Raw genomic sequence first — 26,638 nt, 5'->3', positions numbered from 1 at the left:
ATGTTAAAGCGATCAAGGGTTCCGGTCGGCAGCCTCGACGCTGCTGTTGCCGCCCTTCCAGCGGTCCAGCCCCAATAGAGCGGCTCGAATCGCTTGGTCCCTGCCGCTGACCCTCTTCCGAACCTCGTAGACCGAGAGTGGCTCACTGCCAGGAAACGCGTCCCCAATGGCGGCCATACGCTGCTTATGAGTGAGCGTGGGGCGCCTCCGTAAGACCCCGGTGGCTCTTCGGTTGCCCTGCTTATCGGCTGCCGAAGAGCGCGAGGAGACAGTAGGCGCCACAGTCGGCAAAGACTCCGCGGCGGGCACGGCCCGGATCTCCTTGGCGGGTACTGGAGCTGCGGGTTCCTGCAGGGCGGCTGCGCTCCTCTCCACCCCGTTCACCATGCTTGGCGGGTAAGGGGTCATTGGCTTTACTTGCGGAGTGACGAATACCGTCGGGCGGGCCTTGTTCGGTCCCTTCCACGCCGTGGTGTTGACGGCCAGGGCTGCTGTGACCGGTACCGAGCCCGAGGGCAGTGCCGGGTGCACCATAGGTCCCTCGATCTCCGCGGGGCGGGTATCGGCCATCGCCCGCCGCTGCTCCTCCGAGCCGGCGTCGTGACGCTTCACCGTTACCTCGACGGTCGGAGGGGTGAGGTACTGCTGAGCACCGTCGTGCAGGGCGAATCCCCGGACGCGCATGGCCATGTCCTCAACGCTGGCGGGGTCCTGACTCAGGACTGCCTCGGCGTACCGGCGGGCGACCATTCGGTACAGCGGGGCGGTGCGCTTGCCACCACGTCCGGCGCGGCGTACCCAGCGGTCCGCACGGACCAGGAGGGCACGCTGGGCTGCCTCGGCCTCGTACTGCTGTTGCCCAATGGCTACGGCGAGGGTCTTGCTCACCTCGCGCTCCAGGAGTTCGATACCGGCGATGGTCGCCAGCGGGATGGCGGCGTGGAACAGCACGCCCTGTACGTCGTGCTCTTTGATCTGCGGGGCGATGTTGAGGGCGACGGCGAGGAACGTGGCACCCCAGGACGCGAGCCGTACGGCGAGGCTGCTGGTCTGCCCGCGAAGACCGTTGGACACGCGGTAGATCGAGAGGAGGAGCAGAACACCCTCCGCGCCCGCCCATGGCGCCCAAGAGAGCCACCCTGTCATGTTGTGGGCGATGGCGGCCCTGCTGATGGTGCCGATGGACCCGGCTGCGCCGACGACTGCGAGCGCGGTTGCGACGCCTGCCATGGCGTAGGCGGTGGCCATCCGCATTTTGGGGCGCTGCTCGATGTAGTTCCGGCGGTTCTCTGCGACTTCGCCCGCAGTCCTCGGATTTTCGTGAGGCAGGCCGGCGCGCTCGTCGGCCTGTGGCCGCTCGATCGCCGTGGGCTCTTCGACCTCTGCCCTGGTGTAATCCTCGCGGGTCACTGGTAGTTCTCCGTGGTCTGCTGCGGCTGACGGGGGCTCCACCCCTCAGCAAGGTGGGCGGCAGCCTTTCTGGCGGTCCGGCGGCCCACCGACGGGACGCGAGGCGGTACGTTCTTCATGCACGTTCTCCCAGGTAGTAGGGGGTTCGTCGTAGGCCCCGGCCGGTGTTGCAGTCACCGGTTGCGGGGCCGCCTTCGCGTGGTGCGCGGACGGGGCGGCCCTCGGGGGTTTCCTGCGAGGTGTCCACTGGCGGCGTTGCTGCGCCCGCTCATGCCACCGCTCGCAGTTGGGACTTCGCGGTCTCGCAGGTCAGGCATCGGCGCCGCTTGCCCTGCATGAGGATGTTGTCCTCGGTCAGCTCATGGCCCTGCTTGCAGTGGGGGACGACGGCGGGCTTCGCTTCGCCAGTGGGCGGCTTCGGGGCTCCGACCGTGCCGGGGGCGTACGGGCTGGTCCCCGGAGCGCGGTTGGTGATCTCGCGGCGCTGCTTGTGGCTCATGCCGCCGTAGACCCCGAAGTCGGCGCGGTTCTCCAGTGCCCAGCTCAGGCACTGCTCCCGCACCGGGCATCGTGCGCAGATGGCGAGCGCCTTGTGCTGGGCGGCTGTGCTCGCGCCCCCTGCTCCGCGGGGAAAGAACAGTTCCAAGTCCTCGCCCTGGCAGGCGGCGGCAGTCTGCCAGCCGAGCGGAGAGGAGTTGGTCCGTGCGTCGTACGCGGCGGTCACGTGGACCCCCTTGGCGATGATGCGGGTCATGCTGACCTCTGGATTCCTGTGCGGACTTCAGCAGCGCAGCCGGTGTTCCACTGCTCGTGCTCGGAGGCGGCGGGTACGTGGCGAGGGGCGAGGAAAGCGGCGAAGGCGCGGCTGATCTCGGCGCGGCAGTCGGCGCAGATCCCGTCGGCGGAGGGCTCGCCCCGGCATGGGCGTTCGCACTCCTGGCACACCTGGGTCACTTCGAAGACCGGCGCCGAGCTGCGGAAGGCGACCGGCGTTCCACGGCGGTCGGCCCAGCGCTCGACACAGATGCGACAGGTCTCGCCGGTCGGCCAGATCACGCCGTCCTCGCATGCGCCCTCGGGACAGGGGGAGTTGCGCAGACCGCGGCTGACGATCCACGGATACGGGTCGGTCACGCGCTCGTCGTCGGCCAGGTGGCGGCTGATCCGGTGCGCGACGCGCTCGACGTCGCCGCAGACTTCGCTGACGGCCCGGTCGATGGACTCGCCCGCCTTCCACCGCTGCCAGGGATTCAGCTTCACCGGAAGCACCCGGAGGACGCGGTGGGCAGCGGCCGAGATGGTCAGATTGATGGGCGAGTCCGGCGGTTCCGGCGAAGCCGCTTCGCGTGCGGCCACTGCCTGCGGAAGCGTCTTCGTGGCCGGGGTGTCCACAGGGTCTCGCGCTACAACCTGATGCGCCCTGCGGGCGGAACCACACACGACCTCGCGCGCTTGTTCCGAGAGTTGTGTTCCGAGGGTGGTGTTCCGTGCAGCCCGATCGGGGTGGGGGTCTGTAGCCGTTTCGGGGGCAGCGGGTGTAGTCGGATCAGGGTGGGGGACCGGGGCCGGATGGGCTTCGTACCGTGCGCCGTGGAGGCCGCCGCCTTCCTGGGTTTGGGTAAGCCAGCCCTCGGCAACCAGGCCGCGCACGATGAGTCGGACGGTGTCCTTTCCCGTGATGCCGCAGGCGCGGCCGGCCTGCGCGTTACGGAATTCGGTCCCGGTGTCGGCGCAGAACGACGCGTACGCGTAGACCTTGAAACGGTTGCCGCGCAGAGCATTGCGGGCGTACGCGGAAGCGCGAAAGAAGCGTTCCGACGGGGCCCCGTTCTCGTCACGGCGCAGCAGTCGAAGCCTGCGGGTGAGGGTGGAGCGGTGGGTGGAGACCGCGGTCATCGCGGTTCCGTCTTCCAGCCGTTCCAACTCGCGCATGTAGCCGTTGACGGTCACGCGGTGCAGGCCGAGGGCATCGGCGATCCATTGATCAGAGGCGTACGAGCCCTGTCCTCTGTGGCCGAGATCGAGGACGAGACTGGCGACGCGGACAGCGTCCCCGGGAAGGGGCGCCAGCCACGCCAGAGGCATGATCGTCAGGAAGGGTTCGACTGGGACAGCGACGGTGGGGCCACTGCCCGGAGGGCGTGGTGCAGGCAGGCCAGCAGGAGGCAAAACGGCAGGTTGAGTTGGCTCGTCGACTCGTGCGGGCAGCCTGCCGTGTGGCAGACTAAACATCGGTTCGGACCTGTTTTCTGAGGCCGGGTTCCGCGCGCTCTACTCGCCAAAGTTGATAAGCGCGGTCTTCGGTTGGTTAACAGGACCGGCAGGTCCGTTCCACAGAGAGCCCCGGAGTGCTTACGCGCTTCGGGGCTTTGTGTTGCGTGCTCGCCGGTGTTGTCGCCGCCCTGTTCCGCCGAGGCGGGCGCAGGGCGCCGTGAAGTTTGCACACGATGGCTCGCCCGTATGGGGCGGCGCCTTCATGTCCGAGCGAAGTTAGCACAGAGAGTTGCTAGCCGGGAGAGCCTTCGTGGCTCTGACCTGGGAACACATCGAGACCCCGCTACTCTCCGTAAAGAGTGACGGGGCCTCGGTCGCGCGAAAATCGTCCCTGACGCACCGTCAGCAATCCTTGATCATCTTGCACATCGACTGCACAAGATGCCGGAAGCTACGGGAAGCCGTGGGAAGGTGCCGGATGGTGTTTTCCCAGGTCAACGGGCAAGTTCAGCGGCTGTCGCCGCATGTGGCAATTTTGACGATTTGCACTGTTTCTCAGATGTCCCGGAAGATCTCGATCTGCGCCCCGATCGAGTTGAGCCGCTCCGCCAGATCCTCGTACCCCCGGTTGATGACATAGACGTTGCGCAGCACGGACGTGCCCTCCGCCGCCATCATCGCCAGCAGCACGACCACCGCCGGTCGCAGCGCCGGTGGGCACATCATCTCGGCCGCGCGCCAGCGGGTCGGGCCCTCGACCAGGACCCGGTGCGGGTCGAGGAGCTGGAGCCGGCCGCCGAGGCGGTTCAGGTCCGTGAGGTAGATCGCCCGGTTGTCGTACACCCAGTCGTGGATGAGCGTCTTGCCCTGCGCGACCGCCGCGATCGCCGCGAAGAACGGGACGTTGTCGATGTTCAGGCCGGGGAACGGCATGGGGTGGATCTTGTCGATCGGCGCCTCCAGCTTGGAGGGCCGCACGGTCAGGTCCACCAGCCGCGTCCGGCCGTTGTCGGCGACGTACTCGGGCGTGCGGTCGTGGTCGAGGCCCATCTCCTCCAGGACCGCGAGCTCGATCTCCAGGAACTCGATCGGCACCCGGCGCACCGTCAGCTCCGACTCGGTGACCACCGCGGCGGCGACCAGGCTCATCGCCTCGACCGGGTCCTCGGAGGGGGAGTAGTCCACGTCGACGTCGATGGTCGGCATGCCGTGCACCGTGAGCGTGGTGGTGCCGATGCCCTCGACCTTGACGCCGAGCGCCTCAAGGAAGAAACAGAGGTCCTGGACCATGTAGTTGGAGGAGGCGTTGCGGATGACGGTCACGCCGTCGTGGCGGGCGGCGGCGAGCAGCGCGTTCTCCGTCACCGTGTCGCCGCGCTCGGTCAGGACGATCGGGCGGTCCGGCCGCACGGACTGGTCGACCACGGCGTGGTATTGACCCTCCGTCGCCGTGATGTCCAGACCGAACCGGCGCAGCGCGATCATGTGCGGCTCGATGGTCCGCGTACCGAGGTCGCAGCCGCCGGCGTACGGCAGCTTGAAGCGGTCCATGCGGTGCAGCAGCGGGCCGAGGAACATGATGATGGAGCGGGTGCGGCGGGCCGCCTCGGCGTCGATGGAGCCCAGGTCCAGATCGGCCGGCGGGACGATCTCCAGGTCGACGCCGTCGTTGATCCAGCGGGCGCGGACACCGATGGACCCGAGCACCTCCAGGAGGCGGTACACCTCCTCGATGCGGGCGACCCGACGCAGCACCGTGCGCCCCTTGTTGAGCAGCGAGGCGCACAGCAGCGCCACGCACGCGTTCTTGCTCGTCTTCACATCGATGGCCCCGGAGAGCCGGCGCCCGCCGACCACCCTCAGATGCATCGGGCCCGCGTAGCCCAGAGAGACGATCTCACTGTCGAGAGCTTCACCGATACGGGCGATCATCTCAAGGCTGATGTTCTGATTGCCGCGCTCGATGCGATTGACGGCGCTCTGGCTGGTGCCGAGCGCCTCGGCAAGCTGCGACTGCGTCCAGCCCCGGTGCTGCCGGGCGTCACGGATGAGCTTGCCGATGCGTACGAGGTAGTCGTCTGCCATGAGGCTGAGGCTATCTCAGATATGAGATGGCGCCTCCTGGGGGGTCCGTCCGGGTGACGGTCCGTCAACGCCGCCGCGTCGAACGGGTCCTGCGCCATCCGAAAGGTCCGGGCAAATCCACCGAGGTCGTACGACGTCCGGTGCTGCTGCGGGTGTGCCGCGGCCCGTTCCTGCCGCCCGTCGTGATGGACCAGGAGCGTCGGTTGATGTTCAGCCGCACCCCGGGCAGGATCTGGAAACTCTTGCGGAACGTGAGTGGCATCTGCGCCTCCATTCAGTGCTCGCCGGTCTCGCCGGCTCACCTTCGGTTACCCCGGCTTCGCGCACTGATGACCGAATCAGGGGTGCCGCGCGGGACGGGCCGCCATGGAGGGCGGGGCGGAGGAGATCACACCGGGTCCGGGCATGACCATCCAGCCCCTATGTATTAGAGTTATCTCGACATCGAGATATCTGCCGAGGCGCACCGCGGCTGCGCGCCATCACACGGTCTGGCAGTAAGGGTTACCTAACTTAGCCTTACCTTAGCGGATCGGCCAAGACGGCGTGGCGGCAGGATGCGGTGGTACGCGCACATGAATGAAGGAGACCGTCGTGTCGGCGAACAGCTTCGACGCCCGCAGCACGTTGCAGGTGGGCGACGAGTCGTACGAGATCTTCCGCCTGGACAAGGTGGAGGGCTCGGCCCGGCTCCCCTACAGCCTTAAGGTCCTGCTGGAGAACCTGCTCCGCACCGAGGACGGCGCGAACATCACCGCCGACCACATCCGCGCCCTCGGCGGCTGGGACTCGCAGGCCCAGCCGTCCCAGGAGATCCAGTTCACGCCGGCCCGCGTGATCATGCAGGACTTCACCGGCGTGCCCTGTGTCGTCGACCTCGCCACCATGCGTGAGGCCGTCAAGGAGCTCGGCGGCGACCCGGCGAAGATCAACCCGCTGGCCCCGGCCGAGCTGGTCATCGACCACTCCGTCATCGCCGACAAGTTCGGCACCAACGACGCCTTCAAGCAGAACGTCGACCTGGAGTACGGCCGCAACAAGGAGCGCTACCAGTTCCTGCGCTGGGGCCAGACCGCCTTCGACGAGTTCAAGGTCGTCCCGCCCGGCACCGGCATCGTCCACCAGGTGAACATCGAGCACCTGGCCCGCGTCGTCATGGTCCGCGACGGCAAGGCCTACCCCGACACCCTGGTCGGCACCGACTCGCACACCACCATGGTCAACGGCCTCGGCGTCCTCGGCTGGGGCGTCGGCGGCATCGAGGCCGAGGCCGCGATGCTCGGCCAGCCGGTCTCGATGCTCATCCCGCGCGTCGTCGGCTTCAAGCTCACCGGTGAGCTCAAGCCGGGCACCACCGCCACCGACCTCGTGCTGACCATCACCGAGATGCTCCGCAAGCACGGCGTCGTCGGCAAGTTCGTCGAGTTCTACGGCGAGGGCGTGGCCGCCACGAGCCTCGCCAACCGCGCCACCATCGGCAACATGTCGCCGGAGTTCGGCTCGACCGCCGCGATCTTCCCGATCGACGACGAGACGCTGAACTACCTGCGCCTGACCGGCCGCTCCGAGCAGCAGGTCGCGCTCGTCGAGGCGTACGCCAAGCAGCAGGGCCTCTGGCTGGACCCGGCCGCCGAGCCGGACTTCTCCGAGAAGCTGGAGCTCGACCTCTCCACGGTCGTCCCCTCCATCGCCGGCCCGAAGCGCCCGCAGGACCGCATCGTCCTCGCGAACGCCGCCGAGCAGTTCAAGCAGGACGTGCGCAACTACGTCGACGCCGTGGACGAGGCGGGCCAGGAGTCCTTCCCGGCCTCCGACGCCCCGGCGGTCGCCCCGAACGGCGCCCCGTCCAACCCGGTCACCGTGACCGCCCCCGACGGCACGTCGTACGAGATCGACCACGGTGCGGTGACGGTCGCGGCCATCACCTCCTGCACCAACACCTCGAACCCGTACGTCATGGTCGCCGCCGCCCTGGTGGCCAAGAAGGCGGTCGAGAAGGGCCTGACCCGCAAGCCGTGGGTCAAGACCACCCTCGCCCCGGGCTCCAAGGTCGTCACCGACTACTTCGAGAAGGCGGGCCTGACCCCGTACCTCGACAAGGTCGGCTTCAACCTCGTCGGCTACGGCTGCACCACCTGCATCGGCAACTCCGGCCCGCTGCCGGAGGAGGTCTCCCAGGCCGTCAACGACCACGACCTCGCCGTCACCTCGGTCCTCTCCGGCAACCGGAACTTCGAGGGCCGCATCAACCCCGACGTCAAGATGAACTACCTGGCGTCCCCGCCGCTGGTCGTCGCCTACGCGCTCGCCGGCTCCATGAAGGTGGACATCACCAAGGACGCCCTGGGCACCGACCAGGACGGCAAGCCGGTCTACCTCGAGGACATCTGGCCGACCGAGGCCGAGGTCAACGACGTCGTCGCCCACGCCATCGGCGAGGACATGTTCTCCAAGTCCTACAGCGACGTCTTCGCGGGCGACGCGCAGTGGCAGGCGCTGCCGATCCCGACCGGCAACACCTTCGAGTGGGACGCCGAGTCCACCTACGTCCGCAAGCCCCCGTACTTCGAGGGCATGCGGATGAAGCCGGACCCGGTCCAGGACATCGCCGGCGCCCGGGTGCTCGCCAAGCTGGGCGACTCGGTCACCACCGACCACATCTCCCCGGCCGGCGCCATCAAGGCCGACACCCCGGCCGGCCAGTACCTCACGGAGCACGGCGTCGAGCGCCGCGACTTCAACAGCTACGGCTCCCGCCGCGGCAACCACGAGGTCATGATCCGCGGCACGTTCGCCAACATCCGCCTGCGCAACCAGATCGCGCCGGGCACCGAGGGCGGCTACACCCGCGACTTCACGCAGGACGGCGCCCCGGTCGCCTTCATCTACGACGCCTCCCGCAACTACATCGAGCAGGGCATCCCCCTGGTCGTCCTCGCGGGCAAGGAGTACGGCTCCGGCTCGTCCCGCGACTGGGCGGCCAAGGGCACCGCGCTGCTCGGCGTCAAGGCCGTCATCGCCGAGTCGTACGAGCGCATCCACCGCTCGAACCTCATCGGCATGGGCGTCCTGCCGCTCCAGTTCCCGGAGGGCCAGTCCGCGGCCTCCCTCGGCCTGACCGGCGAGGAGACCTTCTCCTTCTCCGGCGTCACCGAGCTCAACGACGGCACCACGCCGCGCACGGTCAAGGTCACCACCGACACCGGCGTCGAGTTCGACGCGGTCGTCCGCATCGACACCCCCGGTGAGGCCGACTACTACCGCAACGGCGGCATCATGCAGTACGTGCTGCGCAGCCTGATCCGCAAGTAAGGCTTCAGGCACGGCGACGAGGCCGCATCCCCGGGCAACGGGGGTGCGGCCCTTGTCGTGTCTCGCGTCCGGGGAACCGCTACGGGTGGCCGGCGAGCCGGTGGGCCGACTGCTCGTACGCCCGCAGCTTCTCGGGCGCCAGGACCCAGTAGGTCCCGTCGATACCGTCCGGACCCACGGTGAGGCTCACCAGGGCGACGGTGACGCCGTCCTGGACCAGCAGCACGCTGGGCATGCCGTTGGCCTCCACCACTCTGTACTCCGCCCGGGGGAAGAACTTCTTGGCGGAGCCGCAGATCATGGCCACCCGCCCGGCGCCCAGGACCCTCAGCCGGGCCACGCCGCGCATGCCGTTGCCGTCGGCGTAGGCGACCGCGTCGGCCGAGAGCACGTTCTCCAGCGCGGCGACGTCACCGTTGCGCGCGGCCGCGACGAAGGCGTCCAGCAGACGCCGGTGCTGCGCCGTGTCGACGGGGGCCCGGCGCTCGGCGGACAGGCGCTTGCGGGCCCGGCTGACGATCTGACGCGTGTTGGCCTGGCTGAGGCGCAGCATGTTCGCGATCTCGTCGTAGGCGTAGTCGAACGCCTCCCGCAGCACGTAGGCGGCCCGCTCGACGGGGTTCAGCTTCTCCAGGACCAGCAGCATGGCCAGCTCCAGCGCCTCACCGCGCTCCGCGCCGACCTGCGGATCCACGCTGGTGTCCACGGGCTCCGGCAGCCACGGCCCCACGTAGGCCTCACGGCGGACCCGCGCCGACTGGGCCACGTTGATCGCCAGCCGGGTGGTGATCTTCGCCAGGAACGCGGCGGGCTCCAGCACCACGCTACGGTCGGTGTCCTGCCAGCGCATCCACACGTCCTGCACCACGTCCTCGGCCTCGGAGGCACTGCCCAGGATGCGGTAGGCGATGCCGAACAGCCGGGGGCGCAGTTGCTCGAACGTCTCGGCCGCGGCCTTCAGCGTGTCGTCGCCTGGGGGCTGTCCCTGGTCCATGGTGCCGATGCCTCCGCTGTTCGACCGTCGTGCCCCCCAGCAGGCGTACCTCCCCGCGAGGAGGGTCGCTCCCTGTGATCCTACGGCGGCCACCTGGGGAGAGGCGCGGGGGGGAAGCGGCGCCTCCCACCAAGATCGACGAGATGCCCCCGCGAAGAGCGACGAGGTGCCCCCCAAGATCGGCGCGGAGCCTCCCCCCCAAGATCGGCGCGGGGCCTCCCGCGAGGGCGACGCGGGGCCTCCCGCGAGGACGACGCGGCCTCCGGCAAAGAAGGAAACGGCGCCTCCCGCGAAGAATCGCGCGGGAGGCGCCGCACCGGATCCCGTGTCCTTACCGGCCGAGCAGCTCGACCTCCGAGAGCGTCGTCTCCCCACCGGTGAGGACGAGGCGGTACTTCACGTAGTCACCGGCCCGGGGCACGGAGAACGCCCGGGTCTGCCGGTCCCACCGGAAGGACTCGCCCGCGCGCACGTCCAGCGTCCGCCACTTCTCGCCGTCCGCCGAGCCCTGGAGCGTCCACCCGGTCGGGGCCTTCGCGTGGTCGGCGGACGTCAGCGTGTACTGAACGGCCTTCGCCCGCCCGGACACCGGCAGCTCCACGGACGTCACGCTCGCGTTCGTCGCCGAGGTGTTGTCGAAGAGGGCGCCCTCGCCCGTGGTCAGGTCCGTGCGAGGCGCCGGCACCTTGTCGTCCTGGGTGATGGAGACGGGTGCCGCGTTTTTGCCGGTGCCCCACTTGGACGGCTTCGGCCCCATGTCGAACTCCAGCACCCCGCCCTTGGCCAGCAGCGAGTGCGGAAGCGCAGTCGACGTCCAACTGCGGCCGTTGACCCTGAGACCCTGCACGTAGACGTTCTTCGCGCTGTTCTTCGGCGCCTTGACCACCAGGTCCCGGCCGTTCTCCAGATGGACCGTGGCCTTGGTGAACAGCGGTGAGCCGACCGCGTAGTCGCCGCTGCCCATCACCAGCGGGTAGAAGCCGAGCGCGGAGAACAGGAACCAGGCCGACTGCTCGCCGTTGTCCTCGTCACCGTGGTAGCCCTGGCCGATCTCGCTGCCGGTGTAGAGGCGGGACAGCACCTCGCGCACCTTCTCCTGCGCCTTCCACGGCCGGCCTGCCGCGTCGTACATGTAGATCGCGTGGTGGGCGACCTGGTTCGAGTGCCCGTACATGCCCATCCGGACGTCCCGGGCCTCCGTCATCTCATGGATGACACCGCCGTACGAGCCGACGAACTCGGGCGAGGCCGTCTCCGGCGTCGAGAAGTACTCGTCCAGCTTGTCGCCGAGCCCGCCCCGGCCGCCGTACAGATTGGCGAGCCCCCGGCTGTCCTGCGGGGCGGTGAACGCGTAGCCCCAGCCGTTGGTCTCGGTGTAGTCGTGGCCCCAGACCCGCGGGTCGTACTTCGAGGACTCCACCCGCCAGGCGCCCTGGGCGTCTCGGCCCTGGAAGAAGCCGGCCTCGGAGTCGAAGAGGTTCACATAGTCCTGGGCGCGGTTGAGGAAGTACTCCGACTCCTCCTTGTAGCGCTTCTCCCCGGTCTTCTCGTACAGCGTCCGGCCCATCCGGGCGATGCCGTAGTCGTTGAGGTAGCCCTCCAGCGCCCACGACAGGCCCTCGTGCGTCTCGGTGCTGGTGTAGCCGAGGAAGGGGGAGGTCGCCATGCCCTTGCGGCCCACGCCCGACGCCGGCGGCACGACGGTGGCGTTCTTCACCGCCGCGTCGTACGCCGCCTTCTCGTCGAAGTCGACCCCCTTGACGTACGCGTCCGCGAACGCGACGTCCGAGGAGGTGCCGGTCATCAGGTCCGCGTACCCCGGCGACGACCAGCGCGAGGTCCAGCCGCCGTCCTTGTACTGCTGCACGAAGCCGTCGACCATCTCACCCGCCTGGCGCGGCGTCAGCAGCGAGTACGCCGGCCAGGTCGTGCGGTAGGTGTCCCAGAAGCCGTTGTTGACGTACACCTTGCCGTCAACGATCTTCGCGCCGGTGTGGGTCGGGGTGTCCGGGCCCGTCATCGGCGAGAACGGGGAGGCGTACTTGTACGTGGAACCGACCTTCTCGAAGCCGGAGTTGGGGTACAGGTACAGCCGGTAGAGGCTGGAGTACAGCGTGGTCAGCTGGTCCGGCGTCGCGCCCTCGACCTCGACCTTGCCGAGCAGCCGGTCCCACAGCCCCTGCGCCTTCGCCTTGACCGCCTCGAAGGAGGCGCCCTCCGGCATCTCCTGGCGCAGGTTGTCCTTGGCCTGGTCGACGCTGATCAGCGAGGTCGCCAGGCGCAGCGTGACCGTGCGGTCGGCGCCCGCGTCGAAGCGCAGGTAGCCCTTCACCCCGCTCGACGAGCCCTCCTTCACCGGCTTGTCGAAGGTGCCGTAGACGAAGAGCCGGGTCGCGCCGGTCGACAGGCCGGACTTCACGTCCGAGTAGCCGGTCACGACGCCGGTTTCCTTGTCCAGGGTCAGGCCGGCCTGGTCGGTCACGTTGTCGAACAGGACGCTCGCGTCGTCGCCCGGGTAGGTGAACCGGAGCATCGCCGCGTGGTCGGTCGGCGTCATCTCGGCCTTCAGGCCGTTCTCGAAGCGCACTCCGTAGTAGTGCGGCCGCGCGACCTCGTTCTCGTGCCGGAAGGGCAGCGCACGCGCCGTACGGGCGCTGTCCGGGGTGCCGGTCGCGGCGGACGGCATCACCTGGAAGGTCTGCCGGTCGCCCATCCAGGGGCTCGGCTCATGGCTGGCGCTGAACGCCTGGATCGTCGGCAGGTTGTCCGCGTTGTTCGCACGTGCGTAGTCGTACAACCAGCTGAGCGAACCCGAGTTGGTCACCGGCGTCCAGAAGTTGAAGCCATGCGGCACGGCGGTCGCCGGGAAGTTGTTGCCGCGCGAGAAGCCGCCGCTGGAGTTCGTGCCGCGCGTGGTGAGCGCGTAGTCCGAGACATGCGCCTTGGGCTTCTCCGGCGCCTTCACGGTCAGGGAGACGTCGTCCACCCAGCCGCGGAACTTCGCCGGGCCGGCGGGGGAGTCGTACGCCACCAGGATTCGGTCGACGGTCTTGCCGGCTGCCACCGAACCGATCCGTGACACGACGTTGTTCCACTGGTTGACGTAGAGCACCTTGGCCTCGCCCTGCGCGCGTGGGGTGAGCCCGAAGCCGTGCTGGTCCTTCGCCCCGAGGCCGCTGAGGTGGGTGCCGTCGGTGAAGGCGAGGTCGACGGAGACGTTGGTGGCGTCGTAGTCCAGGTCGCCGTCCGCCATCGAGGGGAAGATCCGGTACGAGAGCTCGGTGTCCCGGCCGACCGCCAGATCGACGTCGAAGATCTTGTTGTACGAGTAGGCGCGGCCGTCCGCGGTGTGCCGGCCGGCGTACCGCAGCGCCCGCTTGCCGGTGAACCCGGCGCCCGCCTTCGCGGTGGGCGAGCCGCTCGGGCCGCGGTCGACCAGCGACAGCATGTCCTGCGGCACCGGCCCGTCGCTGCCGCCCGTGGAGAACTGCACGTCCGCCAACTGCAGAATGGTTCCGCCGTTGTTCTTGGTGATGTCCAGCCGGTAGTGCTGGAACTCGGCGGCGGCGGTTTCCGCTATGTCGTACGTCTTCGTCTGGAAACGCTCCGAGAAGGCCTCACCGGAGCGGGTGTCCAGGGTCTTCCAGTCCTTGCCGTCCGTGGAGCCCTGGAGCGTCCAGTCCGCCGGGTCGCGTTCGTCGTGGTCGTTGGCCGAAGTGAGGGCGTACCGGGCCAGTTTCACCGGCTCGTCCAGGTCGAACTCGACCCAGCCCGTGGGCGTGAACGTCAGCCATTTGGTGGTGGGCTCGGTGTCGACCAGGCTCTCCTTCACCTCGCCGGCACCGGCGTTCTCGCCGTTCGCCCGTACGTCGGTGACGTGGTCGGTCACGTTGCCCGGAATGCCGCTGCTGTAGCCGCCGTCCACGCCGGCGGCCCGCTTGCTGCCGTCCGGCGCGGTGTCGACCGTGTTCAGCCAGTCCGGCGCCGGCTCCCCGGCCTCGAACGAGGACGTGAACTCCCGGTCGGCGGCGGGTGCCTCCGGCAGGGCGACGGCCACACCCTGTGAACCGACGGCCATGACAAGGGCGGCCGTTGTCCCGACCGCCGTACTCCATCTGTGCCGAACTCTGTGGCGCATCCGCCAACCCACTCCCTGCGCGCTGTGGACAACGTTGTCAAATACCGTACGCAAGGACCAGTAGTGACCCAAGTGGTCGGTGCTGTCAAGGGTGTTGGCTGAGTCGTTCCAGGCAGCATGTCGTGAATTCTTCCGGCAAGGAACCCGCCGGGGACTCATATTTCCGCGAGGTCTCAACTCGGAAAAGACCGATGGTGAACCTTGCATTCGATCTTGCTCCGCTGGCGGGAAGTGGACTATACCTGTCGGCGATTCACATGACGCGCACATCCCGCACGACCCTGCTTGACCCGACCGCGGTGCCGGGGAGGATCCGGTTCACCGCCTGAGTCCTGTTCAGAAGGCGAGGACTTGAGCATGGGATCCCCATCCGCAGAGAACTCCGGCGCCGAAGGTGTCGGCCGCCGCGCACTGATCAAACGGTCCGCCGCGCTCGGCCTGGTCTCCGTACCCGCGATGAGCCTCCTGTCCGCATGCGCCAGTGGTGGCGGGGGTGACGAATCGTCCGGCGACACCCAGGGCAAGACGTCGAAGGACAACCCCTTCGGCGTGAAGGAGGGCAGCAAGCTCGACGTCGTCATCTTCAAGGGCGGATATGGCGACGACTACGCGAAGGCCTGGGAGGCGGCGTTCCAGAAGAAATGGGGCGTCACCTCCACGCACACCGGGACCCAGGAGATCACCGGCAAGCTCCAGCCCCGCTTCAACGCGGGCAATCCGCCGGACATCGTGGACAACTCCGGCGCCCAGAAGATCAAAATCGATGTGCTGTACAAGAACGGCCAGCTGCTCGATCTCGCCGAGGTGCTGGACTCGCCGAGCGTGGACGACCCCGCGAAGAAGGTCCGCGACACCGTCATTCCCGGCACGCTGGACCCGGGGCTGCAGGGCGGCAAGGTCGTCGCCCTCAACTACATCTACACGGTGTGGGGCCTTTGGTACTCCGGCAAGCTCTTCAAGGAGAAGGGCTGGGAGGAGCCGAAGAGCTGGGACGACTTCCTCGCCGTCTGCAAGGACGCCAAGTCGCAGGGCATCGGCGGCCTCGCACACCAGGGCAAGTACCCGTACTACATCAACGTCGCCATCATGGACCTGATCGCCAAGAAGGGCGGTCTGGACGCCATGAAGGCGATCGACAACCTGGATCCGAAGGCGTTCGTCGGCTCCGACGCGGCGCAGGCCGCCGTCGAGGCCGTCTACGACGTCGTCGAGAAGGGCTATCTGATGCCCGGCACCAACGGGCTGACCCACACCGAGTCGCAGACCCGGTGGAACCAGTACAAGGCCGCGTTCATCACCAGCGGTTCCTGGCTGGAGAACGAGCAGCTGAAGCAGACGCCGTCGGACTTCGACATGAAGTTCCTGCCGATGCCGTTGCTGCCGGACAGCGTCATGCCGTTCGAGGCGATCCGCGCCGGCTCCGGTGAGCCGTTCATCATCCCGGCCAAGGCGAACAATCTGCCGGCGGCCAAGGAATTCATGCGGATGATGCTGTCCCGTGAGTGGTCGACGCTGTTCGCCAAGGAGGCGAACTCGCTGACCATCCTTCAGGACGGCGTCGACCCCAGCGTCCAGCTGCGGCCCGGTACGCAGTCCACGGTCGAGGCGTCCAAGGCGGCCGGGGACAACACTTTCCGGTTCCTGTACACCGAGTGGTACAGCGAGATGGACACCGCGATCCAGAACGCGTCCAATGAGCTCATGGCGCGGCGAATTCAGCCCAAGGAGTGGCTGAAGCGGGCGCAGGCCGCGGTGGACAAGGCGGCGAAGGATCCCGCGTCCAAGAACAACCGTCGGGAATAGTTCTCCGGGGAGTGCCGTAGGGGTGCGGTGGACTGCGGAGCGCGGGCCGTCCGCGGCTTGTCGCGCGGTTCACCGCGCCCCTTTGGATCGGGACAGCAGGGGCAGGTTTCATGCGTAAAGGGCAGTACCGGTTCGTCGCGGGGTTTCTCCTGGTTCCCGTGGTGCTTTATCTGACGTTCGTGATCTGGCCGTACATCCAGACGTTCGGGTACTCCCTGACCGACTGGAAGGGTCAGTCGCAGACCTTCGACTTCGTCGGTCTCGACAACTACAAGGCGTTGTTCCAGGACGACATCTTCATGGGTGCCATCTGGCACAACATCCTGTTCCTGGTCTTCATCCCGGTGATCACCATTCTGCTCGCTCTGTTCTTCGCCTTCATGCTCAACGCGGGCGGGCGCAGCCGGGCCGGCGGGGTCTCGGGCGTGGCCGGATCCAGGTTCTACAAGGTGGTGTACTTCTTCCCGCAGGTGCTGTCGCTGGCGATTCTCGCGGTGCTGTTCGGCGCCGTGTACCGCAGTGACAGCGGCGGTATGCTCAACGGCTTTCTGGTGAAGCTGGGCCTGGTCGACGCGAACAGCCCCGTCGAGTGGCTCAACGAACCCGATTTCGTGCTGTGGGCGCTGATCCTGGTCGTGGTCTGGCACGGGGTCGGGTTCTATCTGGTGCTGTTCTCCGCCGCGATGCAGTCCATCCCGCGGGACATCTACGAGGCGGCGCTCATCGACGGCGCCGGGCGGGCCCAGTCGTTCTTCCGCATCACCCTGCCGCTGCTGTGGGACTCCGTGCAGACCGCGTGGGTCTACCTCGGTATCGCGGCGATGGACATGTTCATCCTGGTGTCCACCATGACCTCGGGCGAGTTCGGCGGCGGACCGGACCACGCCAGCGAGGTCATGTCGACGGTGATGATGCGCAACTTCCTCTACTACGGGAAGAGCGGTTACGCCTGTGCCATGGGCGTCGTCATGCTGCTTCTCACCCTGATCCTGTCCGTGGTCATGCTGCGCGCCACCCGCCGCGAGCGCGTCGAGTTCTGAGCGGGAGAGACGACGATGAGCGCACCCATCAAGGAGAACCCCCCCACCCTCGCCAAGGAGCCCGCGTTCCGGCCCTCGGACCGGGCCGGCGAGCGGCGCGGCGAGGGCGTGGTGCTGAACGCGTTCTCGCACGGGTTCCTCGCCCTGTGGGCCCTGATGATCGTCCTGCCGTTGCTGTGGCTGATCCTCAGCGCCTTCAAGACCGACTCGCAGATCGCGGGCTCGGCCTTCGGCTGGCCGCAGAACTGGTCCCTCGACGTGTTCACGCGCGCCTGGGAGAAAGGCATCGGCGACTATTTCCTCAACACGGTCGTCGTGCTGGTCTTCTCGGTGCCGCTGACCATGCTGTTCGGCTCCATGGCCGCGTACGTGCTGGCGCGCTACCGGTTCTGGGGCAACCGGCTGCTGTACTACTTCTTCGTGGCCGGCGCGATGTTCCCGGTGTTCCTGGCCCTGGTCCCGCTGTTCTTCATGGTGAAGCGGCTGGACATGCTGAACACGTACCAGGGGCTGATCCTGGTCTACGTCGCCTACTCGATGCCGTTCACGGTGTTCTTCATGCACGCCTTCTTCCGGACCCTGCCGACGGCGGTGTTCGAGGCGGCGATCCTGGACGGGGCCTCGCACACCCGGACGTTCTTCCAGGTCATGTTGCCGATGGCGAAGCCGGGCCTGATCAGCGTGGGTATCTTCAACACGCTCGGGCAGTGGAACCAGTTCATCCTGCCGACGGTCCTCATGCAGCCACAGAGCGGTGACGATCCGGAGCGCTACGTGCTGACCCAGGGGCTGATCCAGCTCCAGCAGCAGCAGGGCTACGCCTCCGACCTCCCCGTGCTGTTCGCGGGCGTGACCATTGCGATGATCCCGATGCTGGTCGTGTACCTGTCCTTCCAGCGCCAGGTGCAGGCGGGCCTGACTTCGGCAACCCTGAAGTAACGGGAGTAACGCCTGGTGACCGATCGCTCGCACACCGCTTCCCGCCCTGGAAGCGGTGTGTGTGGCGTGCGCCCGGCTCCCTGAAACTGTTCAACCTCTTGACGGGAGGCAACCCGAACGGCTCAGCTTAGAGTTCACTAGTTGGACATAGACGGGGCCTCATCGAAGCGGTCCCGCGCGCAGGAGGTCGTCGTGGAGACTCCGGGGTCGCAGTCGTCGCTGCACCGAGCCAACCTGGAGCGGGTGGTCCGAGCCGTACGGCTGGCCGGATCCCTCACGCAGGCGGAGATCGCAAGGACGACCGGCCTGTCCGCGGCGACGGTCTCCAACATCGTCCGTGAGCTCAAGGACGGCGGAACGGTCGAGGTCACGCCCACCTCGGCGGGTGGCCGCCGCGCCCGCAGCGTCTCGCTCAGCGGCGACGCCGGCATCGTCATCGGCGTCGACTTCGGCCATACCCATCTGCGCGTCGCGGTCGGGAACCTCGCCCACCAGGTGCTGGCCGAGGAGTCCGAGCCGCTGGACGTCGACGCCTCCGCCGCACAGGGCTTCGACCGGGCCGAAGAGCTGATAAACCGGCTGATCGCGGCGACCGGGGTGGACCCGGCCAAGATCGCCGGGGTGGGCCTCGGCGTGCCCGGACCGATCGACGTGGAGTCCGGGACGCTGGGCTCGACCTCGATCCTGCCCGGCTGGACCGGCGCCCGGCCCGCCGAGGAGCTGCGGGGGCGGCTCGGCGTACCGGTGCACGTGGACAACGACGCCAACCTGGGCGCCCTAGGCGAGCTGGTCTGGGGCGGCGGCAAGGGCGTGCGCGACCTGGCCTACATCAAGGTCGCCAGCGGGGTCGGCGCCGGACTGGTGATCGACGGGAAGATCTACCGCGGGCCCGGCGGCACCGCCGGTGAAATCGGACATATTACACTCGACGAATCAGGCCCCGTATGCCGCTGCGGAAACCGGGGCTGTCTGGAGACCTTCGCGGCCGCCCGCTATGTGCTCCCGCTCCTCCAGTCCAGTCACGGCAGCGACCTGACCATGGAGGGCGTCGTACGGCTGGCGCGGGACGGAGACCCGGGCTGCCGTCGGGTGATCGCCGATGTCGGCCGTCACATCGGCAGTGGGGTGGCCAACCTCTGCAACCTGCTGAACCCGAGCCGGGTGGTCCTGGGCGGTGATCTCGCCGAGGCCGGGGAGCTGGTGCTCGGGCCCATAAGGGAGTCCGTCGGCCGGTACGCGATCCCCAGTGCCGCGCGCCAACTGTCCGTGCTTCCAGGGGCACTTGGCGGCCGTGCGGAGGTGCTCGGGGCGCTCGCCCTCGCGCTCAGCGAGATGGGTGATTCGACCCTTTTGGACGGCAGCGTCGGCGGCGCTCTTCCGACCGTTGCACCTGCCTTCACTTAGAGAACGGATGGCACCGTTGCCAACCCGTTAAGGATTTACTTCTTGACGTCGCACGTGTGGCCGAGTTGACTTCCAGCCACCTCGGCCGCAACGACGCGGCCTCGTCAGGGAGGTTATGAAGTGAACACGCGTATGCGTCGTGCCGCCGTTGCCATTGCCGCGGGTGCGATGGCCGTCTCGCTGGCTGCCTGTGGCAGCGCTGAGGAAGCGGGTGGCGACAAGGACGCCAGTGGCTCCGCCGCCAAGGGCGACAACATCAAGGTCGGCCTGCTCCTTCCGGAGAACAAGACCGCGCGTTACGAGAAGTTCGACCGGCCGCTGATCGAGAAGAAGATCAAGGAGCTGACGAACAACAAGGCGGAGATCCAGTACAACAACGCCCGCCAGGACGCCAACCTTCAGGCCCAGCAGGTCGACACGATGATCACCAACAAGGTGGACGTGCTGATCCTGGACGCCGTGGACGCCAAGGCGATCAAGAACTCCGTGCAGAAGGCCGCCGACGCCGGCATCAAGGTCGTCGCCTACGACCGCCTCGCCGAGGGCCCGATCAGCGCCTACACCTCGTTCGACAACGAGGAGGTCGGCCGCACCCAGGGCCAGGCCCTCCTGGACGCTCTGGGCGACAAGGCCAAGAGCGGCCAGATCGTCATGATGAACGGCTCGGTCACCGACCCGAACGCCGCCATGTTCAAGAAGGGCGCGCACTCCGTCCTCGACGGCAAGGTGAAGATCGGCAAGGAGTACGACACCAAGGAGTGGTCGCCGGACAACGCCAACGCCAACATGGAGGCGGCGATCACGGCGCTCGGCAAGGGCAAGATCGCCGGTGTCTACTCGGCCAACGACGGCATGGCCGGTGGCATCATCACCGCCCTGAAGGCCGCGGGCATCGCCGACATCCCGGTCACCGGCCAGGACGCCGAACTCGCCGCCGTGCAGCGCATCATCATGGACCAGCAGTTCATGAGCGTCTACAAGTCCTACCCGCAGGAGGCCGAGGTCGCGGCCGAGATGGCCGTCGCCCTGGCCAAGGGTGAGGACCTGGGCGCCATCGCCAAGGACAAGGTCTCCAGCGAGAGCGCCAAGGATGTCCCGTCGGTCCTGGTCCCGGTCGTCTCCCTGACCAAGGAGAACATCAACGACACGGTGATCAAGGACGGCATCTACACCACCGACGAGATCTGCGCCGGCAACTACAAGTCCGCCTGCGACAAGCTCGGCATCGGCGGCTGATCCGGCTCCGGCCCTCTCCTGAGCACGGGAACCCGCTGAAGGGTTCCCGTCCGGGACGGCCGCACCACAGACTCCTCCGGCGCCCCGCGTCACACACAGCCCCGCAAGCTAGTCGCGGGGCGCCGGACGGAACATCCCCCAGTCTTTCTGCACAACCTCCCGCCGGGTCAGGCGGCGAAGGAGATGGTTCACGTGTCCGCTACGCCCGTGCTGGCGTTGCGCGGGGTCTCCAAGCGTTTCGGTGCCGTTCAGGCGCTCACCGACGTAGAGCTTGAGGTCCACGCCGGTGAGGTGGTCGCCCTTGTCGGCGACAACGGCGCCGGAAAGTCCACGCTGGTCAAGACGATCGCCGGCGTGCACCCCATCGATGAGGGTGTCATCGAATGGGACGGCAAGGCCGTTTCGATCAACAGGCCGCACGACGCCCAGGCGCTGGGCATCGCGACCGTCTACCAGGACCTCGCGCTGTGCGACAACATCGACGTCGTCGGCAACCTGTTCCTCGGCCGTGAGCTGAGGAAGTGGGGGGTTCTCGACGAGGTCGAGATGGAGCGCCGCGCGCGCGAGCTGCTGACGACGCTCTCGATCCGCATTCCCAGCGTGCGCATCCCGATCGCCTCGCTCTCCGGCGGTCAGCGCCAGACCGTGGCCATCGCACGTTCGATGCTCGGCGAGCCCAAGCTCGTCATCCTCGACGAGCCGACCGCCGCCCTCGGCGTCGAGCAGACCGCCCAGGTCCTCGACCTGGTGGAGCGGCTGCGGGAACGCGGCCACGCCGTGATCCTGATCAGCCACAACATGGCCGACGTCAAGGCTGTCGCCGACAAGGTGGCGGTACTGCGCCTGGGCCGTAACAACGGCGTCTTCGAGGTCAAGACGACCTCGCAGGAGGAGATCATCTCCGCCATCACCGGCGCCACCGAGAACGCCGTGACCCGCCGTGCGGCGCGCACGAACGGGGAGGTTTCCAAGTGAGCATCGACAAGACCTCCACGCCCGCGGCGGACGGGCAGGCCGTCGAGAACCCCGAGGCGGCCGCCGCCGCGGTGACCGCGGTCGACCCCCGTCTGCTGGTACGCGAGCAGGGACTCGCCGGTTACCTGGGCGAGTTCAAGCGCAAGATGAAGGCGGGTGAGCTGGGTTCCATCCCGGTCATCGTCGGCCTGATCATCATCTGCATCGTCTTCCAGAGCCTGAACTCCGCGTTCCTGTCCGCGCAGAACATCAACGACATCACCGTCACGATGGTCGGCACCGGCATGATCTCGGTCGGCATCGTGTTCGTGCTGCTGCTCGGCGAGATCGACCTGTCGGTCGGCTCGGTCAGCGGCGCCTCCAGCGCCATCGCGGCCGTGCTCGCGGTGAATCAGGGCTGGCCGGAGTGGGCGGCGGTGCTCTTCGCCATCGCCGCGGGTGCCGCCATCGGCGCGGCGCACGGCTTCTTCTTCGCGGTGCTCGGCGCCCCGGCGTTCGCCGTCACCCTGGCCGGTCTGCTCTTCTGGCTGGGCTTCATGCTCCAGACGCTGGGCGAGAACGGCACCATCAACCTGGACAGCGAAGGCTTCATCGGCCGGCTGACGACGTACTTCTTCACCGACGTCGCCGCCGCGTACGGCCTGGCGGCCGTGGTGACCGCTGTCTTCTTCGTCAGCTCGTTCCTCGGCAACCGGCGCCGTGAGGCGGCGGGTGTTCCGTCCCGGCCGATGAGCGACACGCTGATGCGGACCGGTCTGCTTGCGGTGATCTCCTTCGCCGCGGCGTTCATGTACAACCAGTACAAGGGCCTGCCGCTGGCGACCGTGATCTTCCTGGTGTTCCTGGTGGGCACGGACTTCGTGCTCCGCCGGACCACCTACGGCCGCAAGATCTTCGCCCTCGGTGGCAGCGTCGAGGCGTCGAGGCGTGCCGGTATCAACGTCACGGCCGTCCGGATCTCCGTGTTCGCGATCTCCGGCGGGTTCGCCGCGATCGGCGGTCTCTTCCTGGCTTCGAAGATCGCCTCCGCCAACCAGAGCGCCGGCACCGGCGACCTCCTGATGAACGCGATCGCCGCGGCGGTCATCGGCGGCACGAGCCTCTTCGGTGGCCGCGGCCGCACCTGGAACGCGCTGCTGGGTGTGCTGGTGATCGTCTCCATCCAGTACGGCCTCCAGCTGGAGTCCATCGCCGAGCCGGTGAAGTACATGATCACGGCCGGTGTGCTGCTGACCACGGTGGTCATCGACTCGATCACCCGCAAGACGCAGAAGACGGCGGGTCGCGCATAGCCACGCGCCGTAGGTGACAGTGCCCGGCACCGACGAAGGTGCCGGGCACAGTCATGTCGTGGAAGCGGCTTCTGCTGGGTAGAGCCGTACGCGTGACGTACGACCCACCGCCCTGGCGTCGGGTGCCGGGGCGGAACATTAGACTCGACAAGCCCGGCAACAGCTCGAACAGCTCTACTGCAAGGAGGCACGGGTGCCGCTGCTGACCCGCATCACGGGACCGCGCGATCTGGACCGGCTCAGCCCGGAGGAGCTGGCTCAGCTGGCCGAGGAGATCCGGACCTTCCTCGTCGAGGCCGTCTCCAAGACCGGCGGCCACCTCGGACCCAACCTCGGCGTGGTCGAGCTGACCATCGCCCTGCACCGCGTGTTCGACTCGCCGAAGGACAAGGTGCTCTGGGACACCGGCCACCAGGCCTACGTCCACAAGCTGCTCACCGGCCGGCAGGACTTCTCGCGGCTGAAGATGAAGGGCGGCCTGTCCGGTTACCCCTCGCAGGCCGAGTCCGAGCACGACGTCATCGAGAACAGCCACGCCTCCACGGTCCTCGGCTGGGCCGACGGCCTGGCGAAGGCCAACCAGCTGCTCAAGCGTGACGACCACGTGGTCGCCGTGATCGGCGACGGCGCGCTCACCGGCGGTATGGCCTGGGAGGCGCTGAACAACATCGCCGACGCCAAGGACCGCCCCCTGGTCATCGTCGTCAACGACAACGAGCGCTCCTACGCCCCCACGATCGGCGGCCTCGCCAACCACCTCGCGACGCTGCGCACCACGGACGGCTACGAGCGTTTCCTGGCGCGCACCAAGGAGGTCCTGGAGCGCACCCCGGTCGTCGGCCGCCCGCTCTACGACACACTGCACGGCGCCAAGAAGGGCCTGAAGGACTTCATCGCGCCGCAGGGCATGTTCGAGGACCTCGGCCTGAAGTACGTCGGACCGATCGACGGCCACGACATCGAGGCGCTGGAGTCGGCGCTGGCCCGCGCCAAGCGGTTCGGCGGCCCCGTGATCGTGCACTGCCTCACCGAGAAGGGCCGCGGCTACCAGCCCGCCCTCCAGGACGAGGCCGACCGCTTCCACGCCGTCGGCAAGATCCACCCCGACACCGGCCTGCCGATCGCCTCCTCCGGCGCCGACTGGACCTCCGTCTTCGGCGACGAGATGGTCAAGCTCGGCCAGGAGCGCGAGGACGTCGTCGCCATCACCGCCGCGATGCTCCAGCCGGTCGGCCTGGACCGGTTCGCGAAGGCCTTCCCGGAGCGGGTCTACGACGTCGGCATCGCCGAGCAGCACGGCGCCGTCTCCGCGGCGGGCCTCGCCACCGGCGGAGTGCACCCCGTCTTCGCCGTGTACGCCACCTTCCTCAACCGCGCGTTCGACCAGGTCCTGATGGACGTAGCCCTGCACAGGTGCGGCGTGACCTTCGTGCTGGACCGGGCCGGCGTCACCGGCACCGACGGCGCGTCCCACAACGGCATGTGGGACATGTCGATCCTCCAGGTCGTCCCGGGCCTCAGGCTCGCCGCCCCGCGCGACGCCGAGCAGGTGCGCGCCCAGCTGCGCGAGGCCGTGGACGTCGACGACGCGCCGACCGTGGTGCGCTTCTCCAAGGGCGCCGTCGGCCCCGCCGTACCCGCGGTGGGCCGGGTCGGCGGCATGGACGTGCTGCGCGAGCCCGGCACCACCACCCCGGACGTGCTCCTGGTCTCGGTCGGCGCTCTCGCGCCGATGTGCCTGGAGATCGCCGCGCTCCTCGACAAGCAGGGCATCTCCACCACCGTCGTCGACCCGCGCTGGGTCAAGCCCGTCGACGAGGCCATGGCCCCGCTCGCCGAGCGCCACCGCGTGGTCGTCACCGTCGAGGACAACTCCCGCGTGGGCGGCGTCGGCTCGACCATCGCCCAGGCACTGCGGGACGCGGGCGTCGACGTGCCGCTGCGCGACTTCGGCATCCCGCCGCGCTTCCTCGACCACGCCTCCCGCGCCGAGGTCATGGCGGAGATCGGCCTGACCGCCCCGGACATCGCCCGGCAGGTCACCGGCCTGGTCTCCCGGCTCGACGGGCGCTACGTGCGGGCGGCCGCCGACGAGATCGAGGCCGCGCGCGACTGACGCCCGCGCGTCCGCGACCCCCTGAATGGGCCGGTTCCACCACTGTGAAGAGTGGTGCGACCGGCCCGTTCGCGTGAAGCCGCTCGCGCCGGGGCATACGGACCACGCCCCCTCTCGATCATGTCGGGGACGACAAGCGTGGGAGGTACGCCGTGAGCAGCACCCTCTTCCGGACGAAGAAGGTCGAGCAGTCCATCCTCGATACCGAGGAGCCAGAGCACGCGCTCAAGAAATCCCTGTCCGCCCTGGACCTGACGGTCTTCGGCGTCGGTGTGATCATCGGCACCGGCATCTTCGTCCTCACCGGCTCCGTCGCGAAGAACAACGCCGGACCGGCCGTCGCGCTGTCCTTCGTGGTGGCCGGCGTCGTCTGCGCCCTCGCCGCGCTCTGCTACGCCGAGTTCGCGTCCACCGTCCCGGTGGCCGGCTCCGCGTACACCTTCTCGTACGCCTCCCTGGGTGAGCTGCCCGCCTGGATCATCGGCTGGGACCTCGTCCTGGAGTTCGCGCTCGGGACGGCGGTGGTGGCCGTCGGCTGGTCGGGGTACATCGCCTCGCTGCTGGACAACGCGGGCTGGCAGCTGCCCGAGGCGCTCGGCACCCGGGAGGGCGCCGACGGCTTCGGCTTCGACATCCTCGCCGCCGCCCTGGTGCTGGTGCTCACCGCCATCCTCGTCGTCGGCATGAAGCTCTCCGCGCGGGTCACCTCGGTCGTCGTGGCCATCAAGGTGACCGTCGTCCTGGTCGTGATCATCGCGGGCGCCTTCTTCATCACCGGCAGCAACTACGACCCGTTCGTCCCCGACCCGGTGCCCGTGGCGGCCGGGCACAGTCTGGACGCGCCGCTGATCCAGGTGATGTTCGGCTGGGCGCCGGCCAACTTCGGCGTGATGGGCATCTTCACCGCCGCCTCCGTGGTCTTCTTCGCCTTCATCGGCTTCGACATCGTGGCGACCGCAGCCGAGGAGACCAAGAACCCGCAGCGCGACATGCCCCGCGGCATCCTCGGCTCGCTCCTCATCTGCACCACCCTCTACGTGGCGGTGTCGATCGTCGTCACCGGTATGCAGCACTACAGCGAACTGTCCGTGGACGCGCCGCTCGCCGACGCGTTCAAGGCCACCGGGCACCCCTGGTACGCCGGCTTCATCAGCTTCGGCGCCGCCGTCGGCCTGACCACCGTCTGCATGATCCTGCTGCTCGGCCAGACCCGTGTCTTCTTCGCGATGAGCCGCGACGGTCTGCTGCCGCGCTTCTTCTCCCGCGTCCACCCGCGCTTCCGGACCCCGCACCGGCCGACCATCCTGCTCGGCGTGATCATCGCGGTCCTCGCGGGCTTCACGCCTCTCCAGGAGCTCGCGGCGCTGGTGAACATCGGCACCCTGTTCGCCTTCGTGATCGTCGCCATCAGCGTGATCATCCTGCGCAGGACCCGCCCCGACCTGCCCCGTTCCTTCCGCACTCCCTGGGTGCCGGTGCTCCCGATCGTGTCCGTCCTGGCGTCGCTGTGGCTGATGCTGAACCTGCCCACCGAGACCTGGATCCGGTTCGCCGTCTGGATGGTGATCGGCATCGTCGTCTACTTCCTGTACGGCCGTTCCCACAGCCGCCTCGGCCGCCACGAGGAGACCACGGTCGAGGAGGTCGAACATCCCCCTCACGGCGACAAGGCGTGAGCGT

At 68.2% G+C, this 26,638-nt stretch carries 17 protein-coding genes; 10 read left to right on the top strand and 7 right to left on the bottom strand.

Annotated elements, in window-relative coordinates; all coding sequences use genetic code 11:
* Positions 1–12: 12 nt before the first annotated feature.
* The 5 genes from ACFV6X_RS01715 to ACFV6X_RS01695 form a co-directional block, all read right to left on the bottom strand.
* Complete coding sequence (locus ACFV6X_RS01715) at positions 13–1,410, bottom strand: DUF2637 domain-containing protein (protein WP_385376047.1); 1,398 nt, start codon at positions 1,408–1,410, stop codon at positions 13–15.
* 268 nt (positions 1,411–1,678) lie between these two features.
* On the bottom strand, positions 1,679–2,164 hold the full coding sequence (locus tag ACFV6X_RS01710; protein ID WP_385376044.1) for a WhiB family transcriptional regulator: 486 nt from the start codon (positions 2,162–2,164) through the stop codon (positions 1,679–1,681).
* Positions 2,161–3,495, bottom strand: a complete 1,335-nt coding sequence (locus ACFV6X_RS01705; RefSeq protein WP_385376041.1) for a helix-turn-helix domain-containing protein — start codon at positions 3,493–3,495, stop codon at positions 2,161–2,163. Before ACFV6X_RS01705 ends, ACFV6X_RS01710 begins: the two co-directional genes overlap by 4 nt.
* Before the next feature lie 684 nt (positions 3,496–4,179).
* Entirely contained in the window at positions 4,180–5,709 is a 1,530-nt protein-coding gene (locus ACFV6X_RS01700) for a UDP-N-acetylglucosamine 1-carboxyvinyltransferase (protein WP_365453147.1), read from the bottom strand.
* 64 nt (positions 5,710–5,773) lie between these two features.
* Positions 5,774–5,971, bottom strand: a complete 198-nt coding sequence (locus ACFV6X_RS01695) for a DUF4236 domain-containing protein (protein WP_385376039.1) — start codon at positions 5,969–5,971, stop codon at positions 5,774–5,776.
* A 332-nt stretch (positions 5,972–6,303) separates the two neighbouring features.
* Between ACFV6X_RS01695 and acnA the strand changes: the two genes are divergently transcribed.
* Positions 6,304–9,021 (top strand): aconitate hydratase AcnA, encoded by a 2,718-nt coding sequence (gene acnA, locus ACFV6X_RS01690; protein WP_385376036.1) that lies wholly within the window; start codon positions 6,304–6,306, stop codon positions 9,019–9,021.
* 79 nt (positions 9,022–9,100) lie between these two features.
* On the opposite strand, the gene sigJ is transcribed toward acnA, so the two are convergent.
* Complete coding sequence (gene sigJ / locus ACFV6X_RS01685) at positions 9,101–10,015, bottom strand: RNA polymerase sigma factor SigJ (RefSeq protein WP_385376033.1); 915 nt, start codon at positions 10,013–10,015, stop codon at positions 9,101–9,103.
* Positions 10,016–10,346: 331 nt separating this feature from the next.
* A complete protein-coding gene (locus ACFV6X_RS01680; RefSeq protein WP_385376030.1) occupies positions 10,347–14,093 on the bottom strand; it encodes a GH92 family glycosyl hydrolase in 3,747 nt (1,248 codons plus the stop codon).
* A 417-nt stretch (positions 14,094–14,510) separates the two neighbouring features.
* Here ACFV6X_RS01680 and ngcE point away from each other — a divergent pair, with 417 nt between their 5' ends.
* The 9 genes from ngcE (at position 14,511) to ACFV6X_RS01635 (ending at position 26,634) form a co-directional block, all read left to right on the top strand.
* A complete protein-coding gene (gene ngcE, locus ACFV6X_RS01675; protein ID WP_385376028.1) occupies positions 14,511–15,956 on the top strand; it encodes an N-acetylglucosamine/diacetylchitobiose ABC transporter substrate-binding protein in 1,446 nt (481 codons plus the stop codon).
* 110 nt (positions 15,957–16,066) lie between these two features.
* Positions 16,067–16,996 (top strand): carbohydrate ABC transporter permease, encoded by a 930-nt coding sequence (locus tag ACFV6X_RS01670; RefSeq protein WP_385376025.1) that lies wholly within the window; start codon positions 16,067–16,069, stop codon positions 16,994–16,996.
* Positions 16,997–17,011: 15 nt separating this feature from the next.
* The gene (locus tag ACFV6X_RS01665; protein WP_385376022.1) at positions 17,012–17,935 is read left to right on the top strand and encodes a carbohydrate ABC transporter permease; all 924 of its coding nucleotides are present in this window, start codon (positions 17,012–17,014) and stop codon (positions 17,933–17,935) included.
* Between the two features lie 192 nt (positions 17,936–18,127).
* Positions 18,128–19,339, top strand: a complete 1,212-nt coding sequence (locus tag ACFV6X_RS01660) for an ROK family protein (protein WP_385376020.1) — start codon at positions 18,128–18,130, stop codon at positions 19,337–19,339.
* Positions 19,340–19,471: 132 nt separating this feature from the next.
* Entirely contained in the window at positions 19,472–20,575 is a 1,104-nt protein-coding gene (locus ACFV6X_RS01655) for a substrate-binding domain-containing protein (RefSeq protein WP_385376277.1), read from the top strand.
* Between the two features lie 183 nt (positions 20,576–20,758).
* Positions 20,759–21,550: an ATP-binding cassette domain-containing protein gene (locus ACFV6X_RS01650; protein ID WP_365446517.1), complete on the top strand. Its 792-nt coding sequence runs from the start codon at positions 20,759–20,761 to the stop codon at positions 21,548–21,550.
* Positions 21,547–22,842 (top strand): sugar ABC transporter permease, encoded by a 1,296-nt coding sequence (locus tag ACFV6X_RS01645; RefSeq protein WP_385376017.1) that lies wholly within the window; start codon positions 21,547–21,549, stop codon positions 22,840–22,842. Before ACFV6X_RS01650 ends, ACFV6X_RS01645 begins: the two co-directional genes overlap by 4 nt.
* A 193-nt stretch (positions 22,843–23,035) precedes the next feature.
* On the top strand, positions 23,036–24,958 hold the full coding sequence (dxs, locus tag ACFV6X_RS01640; protein ID WP_385376014.1) for a 1-deoxy-D-xylulose-5-phosphate synthase: 1,923 nt from the start codon (positions 23,036–23,038) through the stop codon (positions 24,956–24,958).
* Positions 24,959–25,110: 152 nt separating this feature from the next.
* Complete coding sequence (locus ACFV6X_RS01635; RefSeq protein ID WP_385376011.1) at positions 25,111–26,634, top strand: amino acid permease; 1,524 nt, start codon at positions 25,111–25,113, stop codon at positions 26,632–26,634.
* Positions 26,635–26,638: the final 4 nt, after the last annotated feature.

Source organism: Streptomyces sp. NPDC059861, from assembly GCF_042731435.1.
Classification (GTDB): domain Bacteria; phylum Actinomycetota; class Actinomycetes; order Streptomycetales; family Streptomycetaceae; genus Streptomyces.
Note: the sequence above shows the minus strand (reverse complement) of the source record. Positions and strands in the feature narration are given on the sequence as shown.

Bases quoted from the DNA above. Each gene is read 5' to 3' on its own strand.
- ACFV6X_RS01710 (WP_385376044.1), bottom strand. From the start codon at position 2,164: ATGACCCGCATCATCGCCAAGGGGGTCCACGTGACCGCCGCGTACGAC.
- ACFV6X_RS01705 (WP_385376041.1), bottom strand. From the start codon at position 3,495: ATGCCTCTGGCGTGGCTGGCGCCCCTTCCCGGGGACGCTGTCCGCGTC.
- ACFV6X_RS01700 (WP_365453147.1), bottom strand. From the start codon at position 5,709: ATGGCAGACGACTACCTCGTACGCATCGGCAAGCTCATCCGTGACGCC.
- ACFV6X_RS01695 (WP_385376039.1), bottom strand. From the start codon at position 5,971: ATGCCACTCACGTTCCGCAAGAGTTTCCAGATCCTGCCCGGGGTGCGG.
- sigJ (WP_385376033.1), bottom strand. From the start codon at position 10,015: ATGGACCAGGGACAGCCCCCAGGCGACGACACGCTGAAGGCCGCGGCC.
- ACFV6X_RS01680 (WP_385376030.1), bottom strand. From the start codon at position 14,093: ATGGCCGTCGGTTCACAGGGTGTGGCCGTCGCCCTGCCGGAGGCACCC.
- ngcE (WP_385376028.1), top strand. From the start codon at position 14,511: ATGGGATCCCCATCCGCAGAGAACTCCGGCGCCGAAGGTGTCGGCCGC.
- ACFV6X_RS01670 (WP_385376025.1), top strand. From the start codon at position 16,067: ATGCGTAAAGGGCAGTACCGGTTCGTCGCGGGGTTTCTCCTGGTTCCC.
- ACFV6X_RS01665 (WP_385376022.1), top strand. From the start codon at position 17,012: ATGAGCGCACCCATCAAGGAGAACCCCCCCACCCTCGCCAAGGAGCCC.
- ACFV6X_RS01655 (WP_385376277.1), top strand. From the start codon at position 19,472: ATGCGTCGTGCCGCCGTTGCCATTGCCGCGGGTGCGATGGCCGTCTCG.
- ACFV6X_RS01650 (WP_365446517.1), top strand. From the start codon at position 20,759: ATGGTTCACGTGTCCGCTACGCCCGTGCTGGCGTTGCGCGGGGTCTCC.